The following is a 21,443-nucleotide window of genomic DNA, read 5'->3' as shown; positions in this document are numbered from 1 at the left end:
AGATTCTAAAAGGCAAAAAAGAGTGAGGCAATATCTCCGTGAGAACATACTATAAGAAGTTGTTTGGGCACAAATCAACTCTCACTCTTTTTCACTTAAATATGTTAAATTTATTATTTTTAAATTTAACAACAAACATAGGAGCACACAAAGCTTACAGAGAGAAAAAGAGGAGATGGAAAAGGGAAAATGGAAGACGGAACATGGAAAACATGCTACTCTGTGCACTTTGTGCTCTCCCTCTGTTTGCTCTGTGGTTAAATATAGAGGAAAATGTAAGATCGAAAACCACTCCTTACATCTTCGCTCGTTTCAAACAAGTTCATAATTAGCTAAGCGATTTTATCGCATTTTATATCATGAACCGTATAGAAGCATTTATTTTTCACCACGAAGACACTAAGAACACAAAGAGACTCTATAGCGTTTAAGAAATACTATTCACACCGTGTTTAATGGGAGGAAACTGCACACCAAGCGCCATCCACTGAATGCTACACAATATATGGTTCCATCTCCTTATCAATGCTTTTGCGCAGTTCCATCAGTTTAATGGCGTAACCGTGCATGGCAATTTCCTTTTCAGTTTTAGGTTTAAACTCCGGTATACGTTCCGGATTCCCGTTATCATTAACCGCTACAAAAACAATAATACAGTGAGTGTTTTTCACAAAATCACTTTTTCCAACGGGTTTCGAGTAAGCATCAACTGCAATGTGCATACTCGTTTTACCTGTGTAAATAATCCTTGCGTCCATCTTAACCAAATGGCCAATGTGCACCGGGTGAAAGAAACGGATGCCACCAACATATACCGTTACACAATACGATTGACTCCACTGTAAGGCACAGGCAAAAGCCGCCTGATCAATCCACTTCATCATCATCCCCCCATGCACTTTACCGCCGTAATTTACGTCTGAAGGTTCGCTTAAAAACTGAAGTTCGATGTGATTTTTGGGTCGTGCCATTTTGATAATATTTTAGAAGGTTTGGTTGTTATGTCGCTAATATATTACAAAATCACTAACAAATACAGAAAATTATGATATTTATCATAATTATTTAACCAAAACCTAACAATAACTTAAATCAACACACAAAAACATCCAAACACGAATAAAAAATTAAATAAAACTTACAAACCACCAATAAACAAGTCACTAACTAATACATTTTACAACTAAACAATCCATAATAAACAAAAAAACACAGACAGGCATACCCTATCTGTGTTAATCCCCACCTAAATGGCCAGGCAAGTATATTAATCTGTGGTAAAATTAAGCGCCTTCGTGTTTCTGATATTAGCATGAAGTGCCTGTTGCTAACAACCAACACCACGGGAACTAACACCACGGGAAATTATTTCGCGATAACACTAATCGCATAGCCCCCACCCGGTGCACAATATTGGCTAAGCCTGCTTTTGCTGGTTACTTCTATTTTGCGAATGGTATAAGCTTTTGGATTGGTTTCATAATGCGCATCCTTCGCATCAGCATAAATGGTTGCGATATATTTTTTACCAGCATCTAAAAAGCTGAAATCTATTTTCGAAGTACGCGCTACCTCATCATTGGTACGGCCAACAAACCAGTTGTTTTTTCCCTTTGCCTTACGTGCAAAAGTAATGTAATCGCCAGGCTCTGCCTCCAGCACTTTAGTATCGTCCCAGTCTACAGCCACATCTTTAATAAACTGGAAAGCATCCATATACTTGTTATAAGTTTCGGGTAAATCGGCAGCCATTTGCAGCGGACTATACATGGTAACATACAACGCAAGCTGACGTGCCAGAGTACTGTGTACAAATGAAGTATTTTCAGGATTATAAGCACTTACCTTAGTCTCGAAAATTCCGGGGGTATAATCCATTGGTCCGCCAATTAAGCGGGTAAAAGGCAAAATTGTGGTATGGTCGGCATTGTTACCGCCAAAAGCTTCATATTCTGTACCACGGGCCGATTCGTTTCCGATTAAATTCGGGTATGTACGCGCCAAACCCGTAGGCCTAACCGCTTCGTGGGCATTAACCATAATTTTATATTCAGCCGCTTTCTGGATGGCATACAAATAATGGTTGTTTAACCATTGGCCATAGTGGTGCTCTCCCCTCGGAATCATATTACCCACATAACCGCTCTTCACCGCATCATAGCCATTTGCTTTCATAAACTTGTAGGCTGTATCTAAATGGCGCTCGTAGTTGCGTACCGATGAAGAAGTTTCATGGTGCATAATCATTTTAATCCCCTTGCTTGCTGCGTAACGGTGCAGTTCCTGCACATCAAAATCAGGGTATGGCGTTACGAAATCGAAAACATAATCTTTGGTTTTACCAAACCAGTCTTCCCAGCCTTCGTTCCATCCTTCAACCAAAACGGCATCCAAACCATTTTTAGCTGCAAAATCGATGTATTCTTTTACATGCGCAGTATTGGCTGCATGTTTTCCGTTCGGTTTAGTTTTAGCGTAATCGGTTACCCCCAGTTGTACACTGGTTAAATCGTTATAAGCCCAGGTGCTTTTTCCGGTAATCATTTCCCACCAAACACCCACATACTTGGTTGGTTTAATCCACGATACATCTTTAAATTTGGTGGGCTCGTTTAAGTTATAGGTTAATTTCGAAGTTAAAATATCGCCTGCTTTATCGCTCACAATAATGGTACGCCATGGCGATTGGCAAGGTGCCTGCATATAACCTTTATCGCCAACAGCATCTGGTGTTAACCACGATTCTAAAACCATATTTTTATCATCAAGGTTTAACGACATTAACGAGTAGTTAACCAAAGCGGCTTCGTGAATGTTAATGTACAGGCCATCTTTGCTTTTCATCATCAAAGGTGTTTGCAAACCTGTAGGCGAAAAGGTAGTTTGCGATGCATTGGGTGTAACCGCGGCTTTCATCTTACCACGCACTTCCGATAAGTTCGAAGTTACTGTACTGTATTCCTGGGTATCGTAATCGCCAGGCAACCAGAAGGCTTTATGATCTCCTGCCAATGCAAACTGGGTTTTTTCTTCCTTAATTACGAAGTAATCGAGGTTCTTCTGTTCCGGGAACTCATATCTGAAACCCAAACCATCATCGAATAAGCGCATACGCACTATAATAAAGCGATTGCTTTCCTTTTGGGTTAGCGTAACGGCAAGTTCATTGTAATGGTTTACAATTTCTTTTACCTCGCCCCAAACCGGTTTCCAGGTTTCGTTAAATGCACTGGTTTTGGCATCGGTAATGGCAAAACCGTTCATTAAAGATTTGCCATCCTTAAGTTCCAAACCAAGCTTACTGGTTTTAATAACATCTTTTCCCTTGTACTTTAAACTATAGGTAGGCACTCCCCCTTCGGCCAAAGCAAAGCTGGCTACCAGCTGGCCATCCGGCGATTTCAGTTGCTCTCCGGGAACGTTCCCGAAAACATCCCCGAAAAATAGCAAAGCACATATTAAAGTAAGAATTATTGAGCGGTTAATGGATTGGTTTGGTTTCTTATTCATGCTATCATTAATTTATTATTATTACTATTTATATCGCATTGGTTGCGCCAATACTAAAACGAATTTAATTAAATACATTTTATATCTGGCAACATGCCAAATGTATTTAATTAAATACAAATCATATCAAAAAAGACTGAATTCATATCAAGCAACACTCAAAACGTATTGAATTAGATACAAATCGAATCAAAGAAGACTGAATTCATATCAAACAACACTCAAAACGTATCTAATTAGATACAAATTCTATCTAATTCCCATGCTGACATGGTCTGTGTCGCCACGAACCATCTTTTAAAAACCAGCCCTGTAAACCTGCGAGGTCTAAATCAACATTACTCCAAAAGCAAAGCATCATCATCCTCATCCGTTAAGCTCAGCTGAATGCTATCGCTACCGGCAATACCTTCAATAGAACCACGAATGTGTGTTGCATTTAAAAGTACTTTTTCCAGTTGTTTTTCACGGGCTTTCCACAAACGTTCCATGGCATCACGCTCACGCTGAATGGATAACTTCATACTCATAAAACCTTCGCGAATGGCTTTCCACTGTTCGGAAAACTCTACCCCTGTTAAATAATCGTACAGCATGTGCATTTTATCTCCCCGGTTTTCCTGCGATTTCATCGCACTCGATAAGCGTAAAATCCCATCACGTAACACATAAGCCACTGCATTTACTTCTTCGAACGAACAAATCCAGACACCCTCGCGCTGACCAAAACTGGTCATGCCTTTAGGATAACACTGACTTACAATCACCGCCACATCGATCCCCATGCTGCGCATGTCTTTTTTCAGCTTTTCAATCCAGTCGCCACCAAAATCTTTGGTGCGTTTGCTTTCATATATAATTTTACCGCATTCTTGTCCGAACTGGTTACGCACAACCTGTACACAATCGGCACCACGTACGCCCTTACCTACCTCCTCAATCAAATCAAAAGGGAAGTTACTGCGCAACAGTTCTTCCAAAATCAGTTCCTGTACCTCTCCCTGTAACTGCATACTGCCCTGCTCGGCCTTACGTTTCATTTCTTCAGCAAGCTTCTTCTGGTCATCCAGCTGTTTTTCGAGCTCCTTTAAACGCAATTGGTGCTCCGTTTCTTTAATGCTGTTTTTTTCGGCTTCCTGCTTTCTAATCTGCTCCACTAGCTCGTTTCGCTGTTCCTGCATTTTACGCTGAAAGGCCAGTTCCATTTCTTCCTCTTTCAGTTTCAGGCTTTGCTCACGTCTTAAAAATTCCAGTTCCTTCTCCCGGGCAAGCTTTAATTTCTCTTCGTTATCTTTTGCATTGCCTTCCAGCATTTGAAGTTTGGTTTCAAAATCGGCAGCAATACTCTTGCGCAGGTTGCCTTCCAGATCATCTTTCAGCTTAAGCTTTTCTTCGGCAAGTTTAACATCGAAAGCTTTTAACTGCTGCTGTTTTTCTGATTCAAAAATCTGCAGTTTCCGCTGATATTCTTCGTCCTTCTGTCTTGCATAAGCAGCCGCTTTCTCACGTAATTCCTTTTTATAATCTTCGGCCATCGCTTCTTCCATCGGAAAAACATGGGCACAGTTGGGGCATTTTATTTCAGTAGGCATAAGTATTTTCTTTACTCCGGAAGAAACCAGAGCGATACAAAGATATTAAAGCTTTTTATCAATGTGTAAACGAGTTTTGCACCGCCTGCACTACAGCACTTTCGATCTTATTTCGTGCCCTGTAGCTAAAATCTTGCTTACCGGGCATTTTGTTGCAATATCTTCCAGCCTTAATTTCTGCTCTTCGGTAAGTACGCCATGGCAAGTAATCTCTTCAAAGAAAATAGTCTCGCCATTTTCAGTATCAATGTTCACTTCCACTTCAATCCGGTCAACAGGCCAGCCTTTTCTGTCAATATACATCCTTAAAGTAATGGCTACACAAGAGGCCAGAGAAGCCATCAGCAGGCCTTTTGGTGCAAATCCTTTATGTGTGCCGCCATATTCCAACGGCTCGTCGGCTATAATTTCGTGTGATCCGTTGCTTACCGAGCATGCATAGTGCTCCCTGTTTATTATCGCTTTTACCATATTTTACTAACTATTAAAAAAGCTAAACTTAACAAATATTTCCCGATTGGTTTGCTCCAAAATATCGCCAGCTTAATTAGGTCCGGTATTTTTTTCGAAAAGCAGGGTCACGCACCAATATTTACGGTAGCCCTGCCATTCGCTTTATCCCGATTAATCGCAATGCTGATCTTAACGGGATGTCCGCTCCTGTCAGGTTTATTTTACCCGGGCAAACCGTGCTATTAAAGGAAGCTCCCACCTATCGCCCCTGAAATACAGCAACAAACAATCTACTTTTTTTTTCTAAGCGATAGACTTTTAGCTATTTTTCTGAAACATTATTTCATTGTATTTGTTCTTTTTCGAAATGCGATGTTATGAAATACAGAAAGTTAATCGGAAAATATTTAACGCAAAAATCGAACAACAATGTTCAAATCGCACTTGCATTAGTTGCAGGTTTAGCGGCAGGTGCTGTAATTAGTGTTTTATTCGCTCCTGATAGTGGCGCAGGCACCCGCGGGAAAATTGCAGGCAAGGCTAAAAACCTCCGCTATGGTTTCCAGGATAAGTACAATCTTTTAAAAGAGAAGGTTTTCGGCGTAGAGGCAATAGAAGATGATATTGTTGAACATGAAGTTCCTCATTTCAGACATAAAATAGAAAAAAAACGTAAATCTGATGTGAAAGAAATATTAGATGATGCCTACAAAAACGGGCAGGTGCAGGAAGGACAGGGATAATTACGCTAACATAGATTAAAAGCTTAGTTTTGCAGCAATAGCTGCAACCCATGATTTTTATTCTGTCTAAAATTCTATTATACTTAATTAAGCCATTCCTCTGGTTTTGTACACTACTTATACTTAGCTTTTCAGCTAAAAAACACAAAACCCGTAAGTATTTAAGCACTGCTGCAATAGCGGTGCTTTTATTTTTTTCAAACGCCTTCCTGGCTAATCAGGCAGTTAAGTTATACGAGCCTCCCTATCCTGTACAAAAAGAAAGCTACGATGTGGCGATTGTATTGGGTGGTTTCTCCGGGTTAAACAAGCACAACAACGAAATAAAGTTTAACGGAAGTAACGACCGGTTGTTTCAGGCTTTATCACTCTACCGCCAAGGCAGGATAAAAAAGATATTGATCAGCAGCGGTAATGCCAACCTGATTAACAATGAAGTTAAAGAAGCCAATCTGGTTAAAAAATTCCTGCACGAAATCTGCATTCCCGATAGTGCAGTCCTCATCGAAAACCAAAGCAGAAACACCATCGAAAATGCAAAGTTCAGCCTCTCACTGATTAAAAAGCGCATGCCTCAGGCAAAAATTGTGGTTATCACCAGTGCGTGGCATATCCCCAGGGCCAGGCTCATTTTTAACCGGCAAACTACACAGCCGCTCAGTTATTATCCTACCGATTTCAGAAGCAGTACCGAATCCGACCTCACCGACTTACTAATACCCAGTGCATCGGCATTCGGCACCTGGGAAATGTTATTTAAAGAGTGGATTGGCCTGCTGGTCGATTACTGCCGAAGCTAATCCTTCAACACTGTCTTCTTAATAACGTTATTAAAATAACTTCACCGCATTCACTAATACACATATAAGATTTAGCATAGTATTCAAAGTTTTACTTTACAAGTATATTTTTAATTACATTATATGTATATATTTATGTCGTTAAATTACATTTAAAATTATGCTCACTAAAGAAAAACAAACTCAAAAATTTTATTGGCTCAAGTATGAGATCAGTGCTATCCAATCTTTAATCTTAAACTCTCCCGGCATCGATCAATTTGTATTCTGCTATTTTTTTCCCGATACCGATAAAAAAGACAAACCTTTACAGCTGATTGCTTACGGGTACATGGCCGACACCAACCAATACAGCAGTTATTTCGACAAACTGGACGTGTACAACAATAGCGCGCTTGATTTGAGTGGCCCAATCATCATGAGTAATAACATCATTTCTCTGGCCAATATCCAATTACTCATTAACAACCCTGATGTAAATGGCGACAAACCCGATTACCTTGTATTTATCCCCAATGTAGCGCAAGGACATGTGTTCTACAACGTAAAAAGATTTAAAAGAATTGATACCGGAGATGTAGAATTGCTGTACAACAGCGATTTCGACCCAATTGAAACCAACCCTTCACCACCAGCAACAATACACTAATGCAATAACCCTCACCTCAGATGCTAAAAATATTCCAATTTGTTCTCGATTGGTCTGAAGTATGGGCATTACTAATCCCAATAACCATATTAATACTTAAAAAACAACCAGCAAAACTTACGCTGGTTGTTTCTTATGTATGGGCTGCATTGATCATTAACCTGGCAATAGATCTGGTTTGGAAATTCAGGATACTGTTGCCAGCGGCATACAATTCAAATAATTTTCTTTACAACCTGCATTCAGTAGTGCGTTTTTATTTGTTCAGTGCTTTTTTCATCCACCTCCATCAGCCTTTTCTGGTTATTGTTAAAAAGATTGTACTTATCGGTTTTACACTTTTTATTATTGTCAACTTTACTTTTTTCGAAAACTTTTTCGATTACTGGAAATTCAGCAGCCGCTTACTTTCTATCGAAGCCGCGCTCTTGCTTTTTTATGTATTACAATATTACCTGTTTAAAATAAACGATAATGTAGGCACAAAGATTACCAATAATGTTTTTTGGATCGTTACCGGACTTGGCATTTTTGTAGCGCTCAATTTTTTCATCTTTCTGCTTTACAACGAGCTTACTACGCGTTTTCAGAGCTTTGCCATTAGCTTATGGAGCGTTCATAATATATCGTACATTATTTTCAACCTGTTTTTAGCCAAAGGTTTTTATGAATCAGGAAAACAATAAAATCACCCTGATGCTGATGGCAGGCATAGCGGCCATGCTGATGCTTTTTATCAGCATTTTACTCATTTTCATTTTCATGCAACGCAAAAAACTTCAGTATAAAATGAATTTGCAGGCCCTGCAAAATGCACAGAAAAACCAGTTAATAGCAGCAGCGGTAAGAAGCGAAGAAATGGAAAAGTTACGCATTGCCGAACAACTGCATGATGAAGTTGGAGCTATTCTTGGGGCATCGAGCTTGCATTTTTATGGAATTAACTTAGATCACTGCGACGAAACAAGCAAGGAAATGTATGCCAAAAGCAAAAGTTTGCTCGATGAAGGAATCAGCAAGATCAGGGGCATATCGCATAACCTGCACTCCAACATCTTACAGGAACTGGGTTTAAAAGAAGCAATTGGCCACTTTTGCGGTAAAATTGGCCAGAGCAGTTTAATCAACATCAGTTTAGATCTTCAGGATAAGCATGGCACCAAAGCCACCCCGAACGACATCAGCATTTACAGGGTTGTTCAGGAGTTGCTCCATAACATTACCAAACATGCCAAAGCCAATCTCATCCACATTCGCTCTGCCACTGTAAGCCACCACCTGATCTTTACCATTACACACAACGGGAACGGCCTTACGCAAAATCAGTTCGAAGAACTCAGGTATATTAAAAACGGTTTGGGCTTGAAAAACATCCAGAACAGGATGATCCTGCTGAAAGCCTGTCTTAAATTTTCGCAGCATGCCGACCGCTACCTGATTGAATTAAAGATACCTGTTTAAGGGCATTTACAAAATGACATATAATTAATACAATTAAGTAGTATTACAATGTAATTTATGCGGTCGGTTTATAAAAAAATAACTAATTTTAAATGATTAAATATAATTACAATGCCTAAGATAAGGATAGCTATAGCAGACGATTACAGCATTTTTAGAGATGGTTTAAAAGTTGGTTTTACCCGCGATAAAAATCTTGAAGTGATATTTGAAGTATCAGACGGATACGAACTGATGCAACAACTCGAAGAAGTGCAACCCGATGTGATTTTGATGGACCTGAAAATGCCCGGAATGGATGGGATTGAAGCCATTAAGCTAATCAGGAAAAAATATACAAGTGATCTCAAAATACTGGTAGTTACGATGTATGACGATGTGAAATTCATCATTCACCTGATGGAAAACGGCGCTAACGGCTATCTTCTAAAAAATACCGATCCAAAAGAAATCAGAAAGGCCATTTATTCGGTACATGAAAGCGGCTATTATTTTAACGATATTGTAACCAAGGCCCTGCTCAGGAAGCTGACCATTAAAAGTCCCTCCAAACTCTCACTCAACCAGACTATAGAATTTTCGGAACGCGAACTCGACGTGCTAAAAATGATTTGTAATGAAAAAACAGCCAGTGAAATCGGCACTGAACTTTTCTTAAGTCCACGGTCTGTAGAAGGCATCAGAATGCGCATAATAGAAAAAACCGGTGTACGCAATACCGCCGGATTGGTGATGTTTGCCATTAAAAATGGTGTAATAGATTAGTTGCACCTCATTTTCCCTTCCTTCCTTCCTTCCTTCCTTCCTTCCTTCCTTCCTTCCTTCCTTTTCATATCCCCTTCCTTAATATTGCTAAGGCAAACCTTCACTTTACCCTACTAACTACGTAGAAATACTCTATTTTCTGATTGAGTATTAGCACGCTGGTATAAAAACCATTGCCTTCCGAACTTTACGTTGTGCAAACGAAGCTTCAAAACCAACGCACATAAACAATTATTTATTTACCTCAAAAAGAAAACAAAATGGCAAAGTCAGGTTTATCCAAGGCAGAACTAGCAATCCTTGATGCATTAATCGCCGATTTACAAGGCGACAATGAAATTGTTGAAGCAAATTCAGCAGCTCCCCTGTTTATTACAGCAATAGCACGTACTGCTGTAAAAGCAGTAAAAGTAACCGTTAGAGCTACCCCGGTAGTTACACAGGTAGTAGAAGCAGTGGGCGCAGCAAATGCGTTGAACGAAGCTGAAATCAGCGATCTTTCTAAAGAGGCCAACAATGGCTTATCGTTAGAAAAACTGATCGAACTCCGTAAAAAATTCAATTAATTATTTAAGGAGGGCAGTGAGACTGTCCTCCTTTTTTCTCCAATCTATTTTTTGAAAAAATGATGATGTTGAAATTAACACCTACGGCCATTTACGAAATTGTAATAACCGTTTTCCTGGCCTGCTGGTTCTTAGCCACCATATTATGCCAGTTTAAAGAAACCAGGATATCCTGGTTCATCAGGTACAAACTCGACCTCTTTAACCTGATTCCTTTGTGGACATTTTTTGCTCCCCATCCAGGCAAAAGAGACTATCACCTGCTATTCAGGGATAAGATATCAGATGAAAATTATACCGAATGGCAGGAAATGGACATTACCGAAGAGCGCACATTCTGGTCATGGTTATGGAACCCCGAAAAACGCGATAAAAAGATTTTATCAGATGTGGTGCAGAGCCTCGTTTCGAGCATACCATCCTACCGCGAAAGAACAGGCAATTTAAATTTACTCATGTTCTCTACCCCCTATATTATTGTGCTGCATGCCGTTAGCAATTACAAGCGACGTACAGCGGACTGCTACCGCCAGTTTATGCTGGCCGAATCGTCGGGTTATCAAAAAGAAACAACCCCGTCACTCATCCTATTATCTGTTTTTCATCAAATTTAGCCATGATTTTATTTAACAACATATCGCAAATTGTATTGATCATACTCAGCGTGGGTTTACTGATCTCTACCTTAGAATACCTCAAAAAAGTTCAGATATTTTCTCCCAACGGGCTGTTATCCTGGAATGTAATGCAGCTAAAGTGGACGAAAGAGAACCAAATACCTTTTCTGAAACCATTGTTTAAACTGTTCAGCGTGCCTGGCCTGGCCATGCTGTTTTTCATCAGGTGCTTACTCATAACCGGATTGTTGTTTTTTCCTTTACAAAGCACGATTGGATGGGTATTAATCAGTTTATTAGGCCTTAGCCTGCTTCTTGCTTCACTGGTTACCCATTACGGAAGCGATGGTTCTGACCAGATGAGTATGCTGATTATCATTACCCTTATTTTATGCAATATGCCAGTGCTCGCAACGAGCAAATTAAGAGATATCGGACTTTGGTTTATTGCCCTGCAGGCTTGCCTTTCGTACGCTGTTGCAGGCATTGCCAAACTGGTTTCGGCCGAGTGGCGTTCGGGAACAGCAATTAAAGATGTGTTTTCTACCAAAACCTACGGTTCGAAAAAGGCTACGCTCTTCCTACAAAAATATCCGGCAGCCAACCTTTTCTTGTGCTGGAATGTGATTATTATGGAAACTATATTTCCGCTATGCCTGTTTTTACCCTGGCCATTTGCGCTGATATTTCTGGTATGGGGATTTATCTTTCACTTTTTCACGGCAGTAATTATGGGACTAAACTCTTTCTTTTGGGCCTTTATGGCAACCTATCCGGCAATTTATTTTGTTAACCACCAAATTTCATGACAGCTGTTTTAAATACACCGAAAGATATTATTCTGTTTGATGGGGTATGCAATTTCTGTAATCGCTATATCAATTATGTTATTGCATACGATCATCGCAACAAGTTTCATTATGCGCCTTTACAGGGCAGTACTTCAGCGATGTTAAGCAAAATGCATAAAACCGATTTTGAAAAGTTCAACAGCATTATAGTGGTGAGGGAAAACGGGTTTCTTACCCAATCGAAAGCAGTACTCTATATCCTGAAAAATCTGAATACCTGGTGGTCGCCATTAATCAATCTGGCTTATCTGATTCCGAATATTGCAAGGAACTGGCTGTACGAAGCCTTCGCTAAGAAACGTTATACCTTTTTTGGACGAACAGCAAGCTGCATGCTCCCGACTGAAGAAGTTAGGAGCAGGTTTTTAACCTAAAATGAAAAGCAGTGTTTAGCCTTCAATGGCTTTCCAAAGCATATCTTTTAGCTCCAGGATATTCTTTTCTGCTACCGAAGAAATAAAAATAGAAGGTATTTTAGGCAAATCCTGTTTCATTTCAGCCATCAGTTCTTCATCAAGCATATCCGATTTCGTGATGGCCAACACATGGGGCTTTTGCATTAATTCGGGGTTGTACGATTCAAGTTCGCGCTTCAGAATTGCGTATTCTTCTTTTATCGAACGACTGGTATCGGCCGGAACCATAAAAAGTAACACCGAATTACGCTCAATATGACGTAAAAAGCGGTAACCTAAACCTTTACCTTTCGAAGCTCCCTCAATAATCCCCGGAATATCGGCCATTACAAATGATTTGCCTCCCCTATAACTCACAATACCCAGGTTAGGCACAATGGTAGTAAAAGGATAATCGGCAATTTCGGGCTTTGCTGCAGAAACTACCGAAAGTAAGGTAGATTTTCCTGCATTCGGGAAGCCTACTAAACCAACATCGGCCAAAACTTTCAATTCCAGAATGTTCCAAACCTCCTGGCCTTGTTCGCCTGGCTGCGCAAAACGCGGTGTTTGCTGTGTTGCACTTTTAAAGTGCGCGTTACCCAATCCACCACGACCACCAGCCGTTAAAATTTTGGTTTCGCCGTCTTTAGTAATCTCAAAAAGCACTTCTCCTGTTTCTGCATCACGTGCAATTGTTCCAAGGGGTACTTCTAATATTTCGTCTTTACCCTGCTTACCAAATTTATGCGAACTACCGCCTGCGCCACCATCTTCGGCAATAATGTGCTTGCGGTATTTAAGGTGCAACAATGTCCAGATATGGATACTTCCTTTAACGATAATGTGACCGCCACGGCCGCCATCACCACCATCGGGACCACCCATTGATGTTAAAATATCACGATGTAAATGTGCCGAACCCGCACCGCCTTTACCAGAACGGCAACAGATTTTTACATAATCTACGAAATTTGAACCCTGTGACATATTATTATTGTTGAAAGTTTTAATGTTTTAACGGTGCCATAACAGTTTCCGCTAAAATTAAAGAGTTATAACGTTTTAACATTATAACTCTTCTTATGTTTTTATACTTGAGCACCGAAATAATCCGGCACTTTATTCTGATGTTGCTTTGCAGCTATTTATTTAACCTCAATACCGCTGCTGAACTGATCGATCACCTCGCAAAGGTTGCTGTAAATGGTTTCAATTTCACCAATACCGTTCACTTTGCTCAATTTACCTTGTTCTTCGTAGTAAGGTAAAACATGGATAGTTTTATCGAAATATTCTGAAATCCGTTTTTTTAGTTTTTCAGCATCATCATCCGGCCGGCCACTTACTTTGTGACGTTCTGCTATGCGCTTTGTCAATTCATCCTGATCAACATCCAAAGCAATAACACCTGCAATTTTGCTTCCTTTACGCTCTAAAAATAAATCAAGTTCTTTTGCCTGAGGAACAGTACGTGGAAATCCGTCAAACACAAATCCTTTTGCATCAGGATTTTTATCCACCTCTTCTTCAAGCATTGCAATTGTAATTGCATCAGGAACTAATTCTCCATCTGCCAGCAACTGACTTACTTTTTTTCCTAATTCGGTTTCACCTTTAACGTGTGCTCTAAAAAGATCGCCTGTTGAAACGTGTACCAACTGATATTTTGCAATCAGCTTTTCAGATTGGGTGCCTTTACCCGCCCCCGGAGGGCCAAAGAGTACTAAATTAAGCATTCAGGTTGTTTAGGTTGTCTTCAAAATTAAAAAAAGCCTTATTCCTATGGCTCTATCAAAAATAACGTACAGCTTAGTTAATAATCAATTAAATAACTCTGCACATTCGAGGCTGCAAATATATAATTATTAATTTAGATGCCATTTATAATTGACAATTTATTTAAAAAAGAGCTGTTTTAATGACATTTCTCTTATCCTACAAAGATTCTTGTGCCATTTTTATATTTTACAGAATATTCTTTAGTGTGCTTGCGCTACCAGCCAAATAATCGGCTCCACTTTTAACTAAATTTTCGAATATTTATACCACAAAACGACTTTATTTTAACAAAATTTAAGTTAAAATTGGTAAAAATAGTTAAACTAAGTTAATAGTCGGATTAATAACTAAAGGCTTCTTACTTTGGTTTTATGAAAACTAAAAACATACTCCTCGCTATCCTTATCCTACTGATAAGTATAGACAAAATCCAAGCACAGGACACCCTGATCAGAAATTCAGTTTATGTCTCACCATTTGTTGGCCTTAACACCAATTTGAAAGCACCTGTTTACGGAGCTGAAGTAGGTTACGAGTTTAGGCTCAACCAAAAATGGGGCTTTACCGCCGGGATAAATATTGCTTACACACAAAAAAATTATCCTGCTTACGGCTCCGTAACACCAAAACAAAAATTTTTACAGAATGCCATGTTTGGTGGTGCCAAATATTACCTCGGAAAGTTCTACATTTCAGCTGAACTGGGATACGAAGACGCTTACAGAACCAATACCTCAAAAGATGCGGCTACAGATGTAAGCTACAGTTATGGAACCTATGCCACCAATAGTCTTTACCAGGCTTATGGTATCGGCTACCAACTCCCCCTAAAAAAGGGCGATAATCTCGAGTTCTTCGCAAAAGCAGCCCACGCTAACCAAAATACAAACTGTGTTATTGGCTTTAGGTATAGCTTCGGTCTGTTTAGAAGAAAATAACTGTTTTGGCATTTGTGCTAAACCTTTAAAAACAAACAACTATTTTGACGATTCAGTAAGTTGATTCAAAATCACAGGTGAATATCTTAAAAAAGTAAGAAGACGATGCAACCGTTAAACCAACCGTACCGTCTTCGCTTTATATGAGAAACATCACTCACCTTTTTAAAAGGCTGCTTTTAACATTAGCAGCCTTATCTATATTTTCGAATGTTAAGGCGCAACGTATTTTAACAGGGAGTGTAAAAGATTCCCAACAACATCCGATCCCATATTGCTCAATAGGCATCAAAAACAGCAAAATTGCCACCGTTGCTGACGAAGATGGAATCTTTAAACTGGTTATCCCAGACAGTCTGGCAGGCAGCAATGTAATATTCAGTGCGATAGGTTTTATCGATCAACATCTTCAGTCAAACGAATTTAAACCGGGAATAGTCATTACACTTAAGGAAAAGATATACGATATGGCCGAAGTGGACATTAAAGCAAGTAAACTGAAAGAGCGGGTTATAGGGCAGCAATCAAGGCCTATGATCACTTTCTCTAAAATGTTTGACCAGAACGTTCCAAGTATAGAACAGGGAAATATTTTTGAAATATATGACCGAACACTGCTTAAAGCCTATAACTTCTACATCATGCCCAGCTCCAGGTTCTCAGATATTACTTTAAAGCTTAATATTTACACGGTAAAAGATAATCTGCCCGACACTAACGTTTTACATAAACACATTACCTATCGGACCACCTCTACAGGCTGGCAACATATAGACCTTGCCACTCATGGGCTCAATTTTGATGGATTGGAAAAGATTGCTGTAACGCTACAACTGGTAGCTTATATACCAGACAGTAACAACAATTTTGTTTTTGGGGTTTCGGCAAAGAAAACGATAGCCAAAGACTTGCTATTCCGATATCAAAGCCAGGGAAACTGGGAAAGTAATGCCGGAACTTTCATTGCCAACCTTGATCTTAAATACAGCAACGAACGAAAGAAATTACTGCAACAGGACAAACCTGTAATAGCTGAAAAACCAGAGATAACGATGCTGGCCAGTTACTATCGTTATAAACAGGCGGCTGCAGAAAGTGGTTATGGCAAAAATAAAAAGGGTAAATACATTGATCTGGGAGATGCCCGAATTTATACAGAGGAATATGGTAAAGGCGAACCATTGGTACTTTTGCATGGCAACAACGGAAGTATAGCGGATTTCTATCGCCAAATCCCTGTTTTCGCAAAACACTTCAGGGTAATTGCTATCGATACGCGGGGACAAGGTAGAAGTACCGACTTATCGACCGGAGCCTATAGTTACGATGGCTTTGCTAACGACCTGCATAAAGTACTTACTATGATGGAGCTAAAAAAAGTGAATATAGTAGGCTGGAGTGACGGAGGCAATACTGCTTTGAGCTTTAACCTTAAACATCCGGAGTTGGTTAATAATATTGTAACCATAGGCGCTAACTTGTCCCCTTCGGGCGTATCAGATAGTTTGTTAACTTCATTCAGAAACCAGCTTGGAGCACAAACCCTACCCAAAAACCCTCGGCTGATCAGCCTGATGCTAGAACAGCCCAATATTGCCACAAAGCGATTACAAGAGATCACCAATCCTGTATTGGTTATTGCAGGAAGCAACGACGTGATTAAACCTAAGCACACCAGGCTCATTGCAGCAAATATTGGCAAATCTGAGTTACAAATTATCCAAAATGCGACACATTATGTGCCTTTTGAAAAACCGGATCAGCTCAATAAGCTTATCCTTGATTTTTTGAATCGTTAATTAACATGGTTTTAAGTGCTTAATCTGCTATCCGTGTGGACTGTTTATGATGAAACTGGCATCTACCGGATAGCTAACAGCGATCCTAAAGCCAATTAAATAATTGAAAATAAATCCTTTATGGATTATATAGAAAACAAAAAAGGAGAATTTTTCAATTCTCCTTTTGTGCACTTGTAGGGATTCGAACCCCAAACCTTCTCATCCGTAGTGAGATGCTCTATCCAATTGAGCTACAAATGCGTTTCCGTATCGTTAACGGACTGCAAAGGTATAACTTGACATTTTAATTTCCAACTATTTTCACAAAAAAAATCTTAAATTTTTATTTAAAAATATTGCTCAATGCAGCTAAAAAGCAATTAATCACTTTAAAATCAGCCAATTCAGACACATCTTTAAAGCTTAAAAAAAGTTTCTTTTTTATTCTTTAGCTATCGCCAACATGGCAATTTTAGAAACACCTTCCCTTCCGAACTCTGTTTTATTATCAAAAAACATAATTTACCAATTAGGGTCAGGAAAGATATCACCTGTTTGCAATCATATTAAACCAATTACCTAATAACCAGCGAACCAACTTATTTCACCATCTGTTGCTCCAAAATCCTTAGGCCTTCTTCAAAAGAATGCGGATTGTAACCTAAATCTTTAATTGCCTTATCCAAAATGAAACCCGTTTTAACAGGCCGTTTAGCCGTTTGGTTTAAACTAGCTGAACTGATCTCTTGCAGAAAAGATTTATCGAGCGACCAATAATCGGCAACCTTGCGTACCAAATCTGCAATACTCATATAATCTTTACCAGAAATATGATAAATCCCCTGAGCACTTTTCTCAACAGCCAAAATGCAGGCTTCAGCTAAATCTTCGGCAAGGGTGGGCATCCGCCATTGATCGTTCACCACATTAATCGGCGATGCTTTCTCTAAAGCACCTTTCGCCCAAAGCACAATATTGCTTCTGCTCATATCATTGCTTATGCCATAAACCAAAATCGTCCTGATAATTCCCCAATGTGCTTTCGATTGCCTCAGCAAATCTTCGGCTAAAACTTTCGATTCGCCATAATAACTTACCGGGTTTACAGCATCCTCTTCTTTATACGGGCCATCGGCACCATCAAATACAAAATCGGTACTTAAATGAACCAGCTGAATATTTTTTTCTTCACAAACAGATAACAAGGTTTGAACCGCATCTACATTAAGTTGATGGCAAATTTCCTTATTGGCCTCACAGGTATCCACATTAGTCATAGCGGCGGTATGAATAATCGCATCTGGCTTATATTTTTCGATAACCTGCCTAACTTGCTCCGGATTGAGAATATCCATTTCAGCGTATTCGTATCCATCTATAACAGGATAACGGTTTACTCCCTTCGAAGTCGCAATCAGTTTTACCCTGCCTTCGGCAAGAATTTTTTCGGTTATTTTCTGCCCTAAAAGGCCATTACTACCCGTTGTTAAAATGGTTTTCATCCTTACTATTTAAGCCTCGAAATTATCTATAATAATACTGTTAAAAAATTTTATAATATATATTTAAAATTCAGTAAGAATAACTTAACTTTGCCAACCGAATTGGAGCCCTTACAAACAGCTTTAATTCATTGACTGTAATAAATTTACTCACAACAGATATGCCTAACTTAGGAAAAATAGCACAAATTATCGGCCCAGTGGTTGACGTTAGCTTTGCTGATGATGCCCATCTACCTAAAATTTTTGATGCGTTAGAGATAACGAAAGAAAATGGACAAAAAATTGTTTTAGAAGTTCAACAGCACTTAGGTGAAGACCGTGTACGTGCAATTTCAATGGACTCTACTGACGGTTTAGTTCGCGGTATGAAAGTAGTTGATACTGGCGCTGCGATTAAAATGCCAGTTGGCGACCAGATTAAAGGTCGTTTATTTAATGTAGTTGGTGAAGCGATTGACGGTATCAACGCAGTTGATAAAACCGACGGTCGTCCTATCCATGCAACTCCTCCTAAGTTCGAAGATTTATCTACCGAAACTGAAGTACTTTTTACTGGTATTAAAGTAATCGATTTATTAGAGCCTTATGCAAAAGGTGGTAAAATTGGTTTGTTCGGTGGTGCTGGTGTAGGTAAAACGGTATTAATTATGGAGTTGGTAAACAACATCGCTAAAGCTTATGCTGGTTTATCAGTATTCGCAGGTGTTGGTGAGCGTACCCGTGAAGGTAACGATTTACTTCGTGAGTTTATCGAGTCAGGTGTAATTAACTATGGTGATGATTTCTTGCACTCAATGGAAAAAGGTGGTTGGGATCTGAACGCAGTTGATACTGAAAAATTAAAAGAATCAAAAGCAACATTGGTTTTCGGTCAAATGAACGAGCCTCCTGGTGCACGTGCACGTGTTGCCTTATCAGGATTAACTGTTGCTGAATATTTCCGTGATGGTGATGGTGAAGGCGCTGGAAAAGATATCCTTTTCTTCGTTGATAACATCTTCCGTTTTACTCAGGCAGGTTCTGAGGTATCGGCCCTTCTAGGTCGTATGCCATCTGCGGTAGGTTACCAACCAACATTGGCAACTGAGATGGGTTTAATGCAGGAGCGTATTACTTCAACTAAACGTGGTTCAATTACATCAGTACAAGCAGTATATGTACCTGCGGATGATTTAACTGACCCTGCACCGGCAACAACTTTTGCCCACTTAGATGCAACTACAGTACTTTCACGTAAAATTGCCGAGCTAGGTATTTACCCAGCGGTGGATCCATTGGATTCTACTTCACGTATCCTTTCTCCAGCTGTTTTAGGTGATGAGCACTACAACACTGCACAACGCGTTAAAGAAACTTTACAACGTTATAAAGAATTACAAGATATCATCGCAATCTTAGGTATGGACGAATTATCTGAGGAAGATAAATTAGTAGTATCAAGAGCGCGTCGTGTTCAACGTTTCTTATCTCAACCTTTCCACGTAGCAGAGCAATTCACAGGCTTAAAAGGTGTACTAGTTGACATTAAAGATACCATCAAAGGTTTCAACATGATTATGGATGGTGAAGTTGATGAATATCCTGAAGCTGCATTTAACTTAGTTGGTAGCATTGAAGATGCGATCGAAAAAGGTAAAAAATTATTAGCAGAAGCGAACTAAGAAACGCGCTAAGCGTTAGGTGCCAAGCGTTTTAAACGCTTTACGCTCTACGCTCTACGCCAAACTAAAAAAAGAATGAATTTAGAAATATTAACTCCAGATAAAAAAGTTTACGAAGGTGAAGTAACAGCAGTTACGGTTCCGGGTACTTTAGGCTCTTTCCAGATTTTAAAAGACCACGCTCCTATCATCTCAACTTTGGAAGATGGAGAAGTTATTATAAAAGCAAACAAAGCTGAAGAGCAACGCTTTTTTATTAAAGGTGGTGTAGTTGAAGCCATTCACAATAAAATTGTTGTTTTGGCAGAAGGTATTGCTTAAACACATTATAAGGCAATTCCTGATTTCAGGGATGAGCTTTAATAAGAAAAGCCTTTTCGATGAATTTCGGAAAGGCTTTTTTGTTTCCAATCATTATTGCCGGCTTTAATTTAAAATACCAGCAACCTAAGCGACGATTTTATCGTATCTTCTACTACTTAAGATATACGAATATGCCGCTGGTTAAAAAAATCCTGTTTGCTTTCTTCTTACTCTTTATGATTAATGAGGCTGGAGCTAAAGAATTCAGTTCCATGGCAGCCTATCTAAAAATATTCCCCGAAACTTTACCTAACGGAAAAGATGGCAACTGGCTCAAATCAGATCGCTTAAAAAATACATCGGCCTGGAATAATGCCAATAAAGTCAACATCCGGCTCGCTAATGGTTATAAAGAATATGCAGATATTGCCGAACGTTCTGCTTTTTATACCTGGTTTCAGCACCAAACAGATTCGCTGGGTTTTGAAACCAAATGGAGCTATGCAGCGGCCATCACCACTAAAAAACTAGAGAAACTTTTAACCTCACCTGCAAAGCTCACCGGAATTAGCAATTCCGAAATATGCACATTTGTAACAGAAGGCAGCCAGGTTATATTCGATGATATCTGGCATGACTTAAGATTGCTCTACATATCGAAACCACTCAGTGGGAAAGTAGCCGAAACATGGGATGCAAATTTATTATTGAAAGAACAAAACCTCATCGAACCCTACTACCAAAAGTTAAGCGCTTCAACCATTAAAAGACTCGAAAAATTACTGCGCAAAGAAAATTTCTTTTCACGCTTAATGCCAGGCTACGAGTTTGAAGGTCGTTTGTTAATCCTCCGCGACAGGTGGTATTATGGCATGAAAATGATGCACTATCAAAACCAGAAATTCCCTTAACAAACACATTCTTTTTTCTTTGTTTTTTGCCCTCATTTTTTCAAGTTTCGATAGCCTTTTAGGCATTTTAGGCAGAAAATCAGAAAATTTATAATGCAAGCATAATAATTATACCGTATACCGTTTTGATATTTGGTCTACAGCTGTCGGCATTAAATCA

General features: G+C 39.3%; 22 protein-coding genes and 1 tRNA gene. 15 read left to right on the top strand and 8 right to left on the bottom strand.

The annotated features are described in order from the left end of the window. Window positions 1–494 precede the first annotated feature (494 nt). The 4 genes from HWV58_RS18470 to HWV58_RS18455 form a co-directional block, all read right to left on the bottom strand. A complete protein-coding gene (locus HWV58_RS18470) occupies window positions 495–971 on the bottom strand; it encodes an acyl-CoA thioesterase (RefSeq protein WP_175635498.1) in 477 nt (158 codons plus the stop codon). 394 nt (window positions 972–1,365) lie between these two features. Beyond that, the gene (locus HWV58_RS18465) at window positions 1,366–3,510 is read right to left on the bottom strand and encodes a glycoside hydrolase family 97 protein (protein ID WP_235972765.1); all 2,145 of its coding nucleotides are present in this window, start codon (window positions 3,508–3,510) and stop codon (window positions 1,366–1,368) included. A gap of 338 nt (window positions 3,511–3,848) precedes the next feature. Next, window positions 3,849–5,102, bottom strand: coding sequence for a DUF2130 domain-containing protein (locus HWV58_RS18460; protein ID WP_175635497.1), 1,254 nt, complete (start codon window positions 5,100–5,102; stop codon window positions 3,849–3,851). Window positions 5,103–5,192: 90 nt separating this feature from the next. Beyond that, complete coding sequence (locus HWV58_RS18455; protein WP_175635496.1) at window positions 5,193–5,573, bottom strand: OsmC family protein; 381 nt, start codon at window positions 5,571–5,573, stop codon at window positions 5,193–5,195. A 359-nt stretch (window positions 5,574–5,932) separates the two neighbouring features. On the opposite strand from HWV58_RS18455, the gene HWV58_RS18450 reads away from it, so the two are divergent. From HWV58_RS18450 to HWV58_RS18405, 10 genes are all read left to right on the top strand, one after another. Beyond that, window positions 5,933–6,298 (top strand): YtxH domain-containing protein, encoded by a 366-nt coding sequence (locus tag HWV58_RS18450; protein ID WP_175635495.1) that lies wholly within the window; start codon window positions 5,933–5,935, stop codon window positions 6,296–6,298. Between the two features lie 182 nt (window positions 6,299–6,480). After that, window positions 6,481–7,098 carry a YdcF family protein gene (locus HWV58_RS18445; protein ID WP_175635494.1) on the top strand — a complete coding sequence of 206 codons (618 nt, stop codon included), beginning with the start codon at window positions 6,481–6,483 and terminating at the stop codon, window positions 7,096–7,098. A gap of 160 nt (window positions 7,099–7,258) precedes the next feature. Next, the gene (locus HWV58_RS18440; RefSeq protein WP_175635493.1) at window positions 7,259–7,747 is read left to right on the top strand and encodes a hypothetical protein; all 489 of its coding nucleotides are present in this window, start codon (window positions 7,259–7,261) and stop codon (window positions 7,745–7,747) included. A 20-nt stretch (window positions 7,748–7,767) separates the two neighbouring features. After that, complete coding sequence (locus HWV58_RS18435; RefSeq protein ID WP_175635492.1) at window positions 7,768–8,433, top strand: hypothetical protein; 666 nt, start codon at window positions 7,768–7,770, stop codon at window positions 8,431–8,433. Beyond that, window positions 8,414–9,208: a sensor histidine kinase gene (locus tag HWV58_RS18430; protein WP_175635491.1), complete on the top strand. Its 795-nt coding sequence runs from the start codon at window positions 8,414–8,416 to the stop codon at window positions 9,206–9,208. The genes HWV58_RS18435 and HWV58_RS18430 overlap by 20 nt, the downstream gene beginning before the upstream one ends. A 111-nt stretch (window positions 9,209–9,319) precedes the next feature. Beyond that, on the top strand, window positions 9,320–9,973 hold the full coding sequence (locus HWV58_RS18425) for a response regulator transcription factor (RefSeq protein WP_175635490.1): 654 nt from the start codon (window positions 9,320–9,322) through the stop codon (window positions 9,971–9,973). Window positions 9,974–10,233: 260 nt separating this feature from the next. After that, window positions 10,234–10,539 (top strand): hypothetical protein, encoded by a 306-nt coding sequence (locus HWV58_RS18420; protein ID WP_175635489.1) that lies wholly within the window; start codon window positions 10,234–10,236, stop codon window positions 10,537–10,539. 59 nt (window positions 10,540–10,598) lie between these two features. Continuing rightward, window positions 10,599–11,153: a hypothetical protein gene (locus tag HWV58_RS18415; RefSeq protein ID WP_175635488.1), complete on the top strand. Its 555-nt coding sequence runs from the start codon at window positions 10,599–10,601 to the stop codon at window positions 11,151–11,153. 2 nt (window positions 11,154–11,155) lie between these two features. Next, the gene (locus HWV58_RS18410; RefSeq protein ID WP_175635487.1) at window positions 11,156–11,965 is read left to right on the top strand and encodes a hypothetical protein; all 810 of its coding nucleotides are present in this window, start codon (window positions 11,156–11,158) and stop codon (window positions 11,963–11,965) included. Beyond that, window positions 11,962–12,381, top strand: coding sequence for a thiol-disulfide oxidoreductase DCC family protein (locus HWV58_RS18405; protein ID WP_175635486.1), 420 nt, complete (start codon window positions 11,962–11,964; stop codon window positions 12,379–12,381). Before HWV58_RS18410 ends, HWV58_RS18405 begins: the two co-directional genes overlap by 4 nt. Window positions 12,382–12,396: 15 nt before the next feature. On the opposite strand, the gene obgE is transcribed toward HWV58_RS18405, so the two are convergent. Continuing rightward, a complete protein-coding gene (gene obgE / locus HWV58_RS18400; RefSeq protein WP_175635485.1) occupies window positions 12,397–13,392 on the bottom strand; it encodes a GTPase ObgE in 996 nt (331 codons plus the stop codon). A 158-nt stretch (window positions 13,393–13,550) separates the two neighbouring features. After that, complete coding sequence (locus HWV58_RS18395) at window positions 13,551–14,141, bottom strand: adenylate kinase (RefSeq protein ID WP_124558751.1); 591 nt, start codon at window positions 14,139–14,141, stop codon at window positions 13,551–13,553. A 414-nt stretch (window positions 14,142–14,555) separates the two neighbouring features. Here HWV58_RS18395 and HWV58_RS18390 point away from each other — a divergent pair, with 414 nt between their 5' ends. Together HWV58_RS18390 and HWV58_RS18385 are read left to right on the top strand one after the other, a co-directional pair. Further along, window positions 14,556–15,122, top strand: a complete 567-nt coding sequence (locus tag HWV58_RS18390) for a hypothetical protein (RefSeq protein WP_175635484.1) — start codon at window positions 14,556–14,558, stop codon at window positions 15,120–15,122. A 143-nt stretch (window positions 15,123–15,265) separates the two neighbouring features. Continuing rightward, the gene (locus tag HWV58_RS18385) at window positions 15,266–16,921 is read left to right on the top strand and encodes an alpha/beta fold hydrolase (RefSeq protein WP_175635483.1); all 1,656 of its coding nucleotides are present in this window, start codon (window positions 15,266–15,268) and stop codon (window positions 16,919–16,921) included. Window positions 16,922–17,090: 169 nt separating this feature from the next. Here HWV58_RS18385 and HWV58_RS18380 read toward each other — a convergent pair. Together HWV58_RS18380 and HWV58_RS18375 are read right to left on the bottom strand one after the other, a co-directional pair. Next, window positions 17,091–17,164 (bottom strand) — tRNA-Arg (locus HWV58_RS18380). A gap of 338 nt (window positions 17,165–17,502) precedes the next feature. Beyond that, window positions 17,503–18,405, bottom strand: coding sequence for an SDR family oxidoreductase (locus tag HWV58_RS18375; protein WP_175635482.1), 903 nt, complete (start codon window positions 18,403–18,405; stop codon window positions 17,503–17,505). Between the two features lie 161 nt (window positions 18,406–18,566). Here HWV58_RS18375 and atpD point away from each other — a divergent pair, with 161 nt between their 5' ends. From atpD to HWV58_RS18360, 3 genes are all read left to right on the top strand, one after another. Beyond that, on the top strand, window positions 18,567–20,069 hold the full coding sequence (gene atpD / locus HWV58_RS18370) for a F0F1 ATP synthase subunit beta (protein WP_124557927.1): 1,503 nt from the start codon (window positions 18,567–18,569) through the stop codon (window positions 20,067–20,069). A 75-nt stretch (window positions 20,070–20,144) separates the two neighbouring features. Then, window positions 20,145–20,390 (top strand): ATP synthase F1 subunit epsilon, encoded by a 246-nt coding sequence (gene atpC / locus HWV58_RS18365; RefSeq protein ID WP_175635481.1) that lies wholly within the window; start codon window positions 20,145–20,147, stop codon window positions 20,388–20,390. A gap of 59 nt (window positions 20,391–20,449) precedes the next feature. Beyond that, a complete protein-coding gene (locus HWV58_RS18360) occupies window positions 20,450–21,283 on the top strand; it encodes a hypothetical protein (RefSeq protein ID WP_175635480.1) in 834 nt (277 codons plus the stop codon). Window positions 21,284–21,443: the final 160 nt, after the last annotated feature.

The sequence above is a fragment of the Pedobacter ghigonis genome (genome assembly GCF_903166585.1).
GTDB classification, from domain to species: Bacteria; Bacteroidota; Bacteroidia; order Sphingobacteriales; family Sphingobacteriaceae; genus Pedobacter; species Pedobacter ghigonis.
Note: the sequence above shows the minus strand (reverse complement) of the source record. Positions and strands in the feature narration are given on the sequence as shown.

What these genes read in the sequence shown, in the direction of transcription:
- HWV58_RS18460 (WP_175635497.1), bottom strand. Translation starts at nt 5,102, where the DNA reads ATGCCTACTGAAATAAAATGCCCCAACTGTGCCCATGTTTTTCCGATG.
- HWV58_RS18465 (WP_235972765.1), bottom strand. Translation starts at nt 3,510, where the DNA reads ATGAATAAGAAACCAAACCAATCCATTAACCGCTCAATAATTCTTACT.
- HWV58_RS18405 (WP_175635486.1), top strand. Translation starts at nt 11,962, where the DNA reads ATGACAGCTGTTTTAAATACACCGAAAGATATTATTCTGTTTGATGGG.
- HWV58_RS18410 (WP_175635487.1), top strand. Translation starts at nt 11,156, where the DNA reads ATGATTTTATTTAACAACATATCGCAAATTGTATTGATCATACTCAGC.
- HWV58_RS18430 (WP_175635491.1), top strand. Translation starts at nt 8,414, where the DNA reads ATGAATCAGGAAAACAATAAAATCACCCTGATGCTGATGGCAGGCATA.
- HWV58_RS18450 (WP_175635495.1), top strand. Translation starts at nt 5,933, where the DNA reads ATGAAATACAGAAAGTTAATCGGAAAATATTTAACGCAAAAATCGAAC.
- atpD (WP_124557927.1), top strand. Translation starts at nt 18,567, where the DNA reads ATGCCTAACTTAGGAAAAATAGCACAAATTATCGGCCCAGTGGTTGAC.
- HWV58_RS18435 (WP_175635492.1), top strand. Translation starts at nt 7,768, where the DNA reads ATGCTAAAAATATTCCAATTTGTTCTCGATTGGTCTGAAGTATGGGCA.
- HWV58_RS18425 (WP_175635490.1), top strand. Translation starts at nt 9,320, where the DNA reads ATGCCTAAGATAAGGATAGCTATAGCAGACGATTACAGCATTTTTAGA.
- HWV58_RS18440 (WP_175635493.1), top strand. Translation starts at nt 7,259, where the DNA reads ATGCTCACTAAAGAAAAACAAACTCAAAAATTTTATTGGCTCAAGTAT.
- atpC (WP_175635481.1), top strand. Translation starts at nt 20,145, where the DNA reads ATGAATTTAGAAATATTAACTCCAGATAAAAAAGTTTACGAAGGTGAA.
- HWV58_RS18395 (WP_124558751.1), bottom strand. Translation starts at nt 14,141, where the DNA reads ATGCTTAATTTAGTACTCTTTGGCCCTCCGGGGGCGGGTAAAGGCACC.
- HWV58_RS18360 (WP_175635480.1), top strand. Translation starts at nt 20,450, where the DNA reads ATGAATTTCGGAAAGGCTTTTTTGTTTCCAATCATTATTGCCGGCTTT.
- HWV58_RS18385 (WP_175635483.1), top strand. Translation starts at nt 15,266, where the DNA reads ATGAGAAACATCACTCACCTTTTTAAAAGGCTGCTTTTAACATTAGCA.
- obgE (WP_175635485.1), bottom strand. Translation starts at nt 13,392, where the DNA reads ATGTCACAGGGTTCAAATTTCGTAGATTATGTAAAAATCTGTTGCCGT.
- HWV58_RS18390 (WP_175635484.1), top strand. Translation starts at nt 14,556, where the DNA reads ATGAAAACTAAAAACATACTCCTCGCTATCCTTATCCTACTGATAAGT.
- HWV58_RS18420 (WP_175635489.1), top strand. Translation starts at nt 10,234, where the DNA reads ATGGCAAAGTCAGGTTTATCCAAGGCAGAACTAGCAATCCTTGATGCA.
- HWV58_RS18415 (WP_175635488.1), top strand. Translation starts at nt 10,599, where the DNA reads ATGATGATGTTGAAATTAACACCTACGGCCATTTACGAAATTGTAATA.
- HWV58_RS18455 (WP_175635496.1), bottom strand. Translation starts at nt 5,573, where the DNA reads ATGGTAAAAGCGATAATAAACAGGGAGCACTATGCATGCTCGGTAAGC.
- HWV58_RS18470 (WP_175635498.1), bottom strand. Translation starts at nt 971, where the DNA reads ATGGCACGACCCAAAAATCACATCGAACTTCAGTTTTTAAGCGAACCT.
- HWV58_RS18375 (WP_175635482.1), bottom strand. Translation starts at nt 18,405, where the DNA reads ATGAAAACCATTTTAACAACGGGTAGTAATGGCCTTTTAGGGCAGAAA.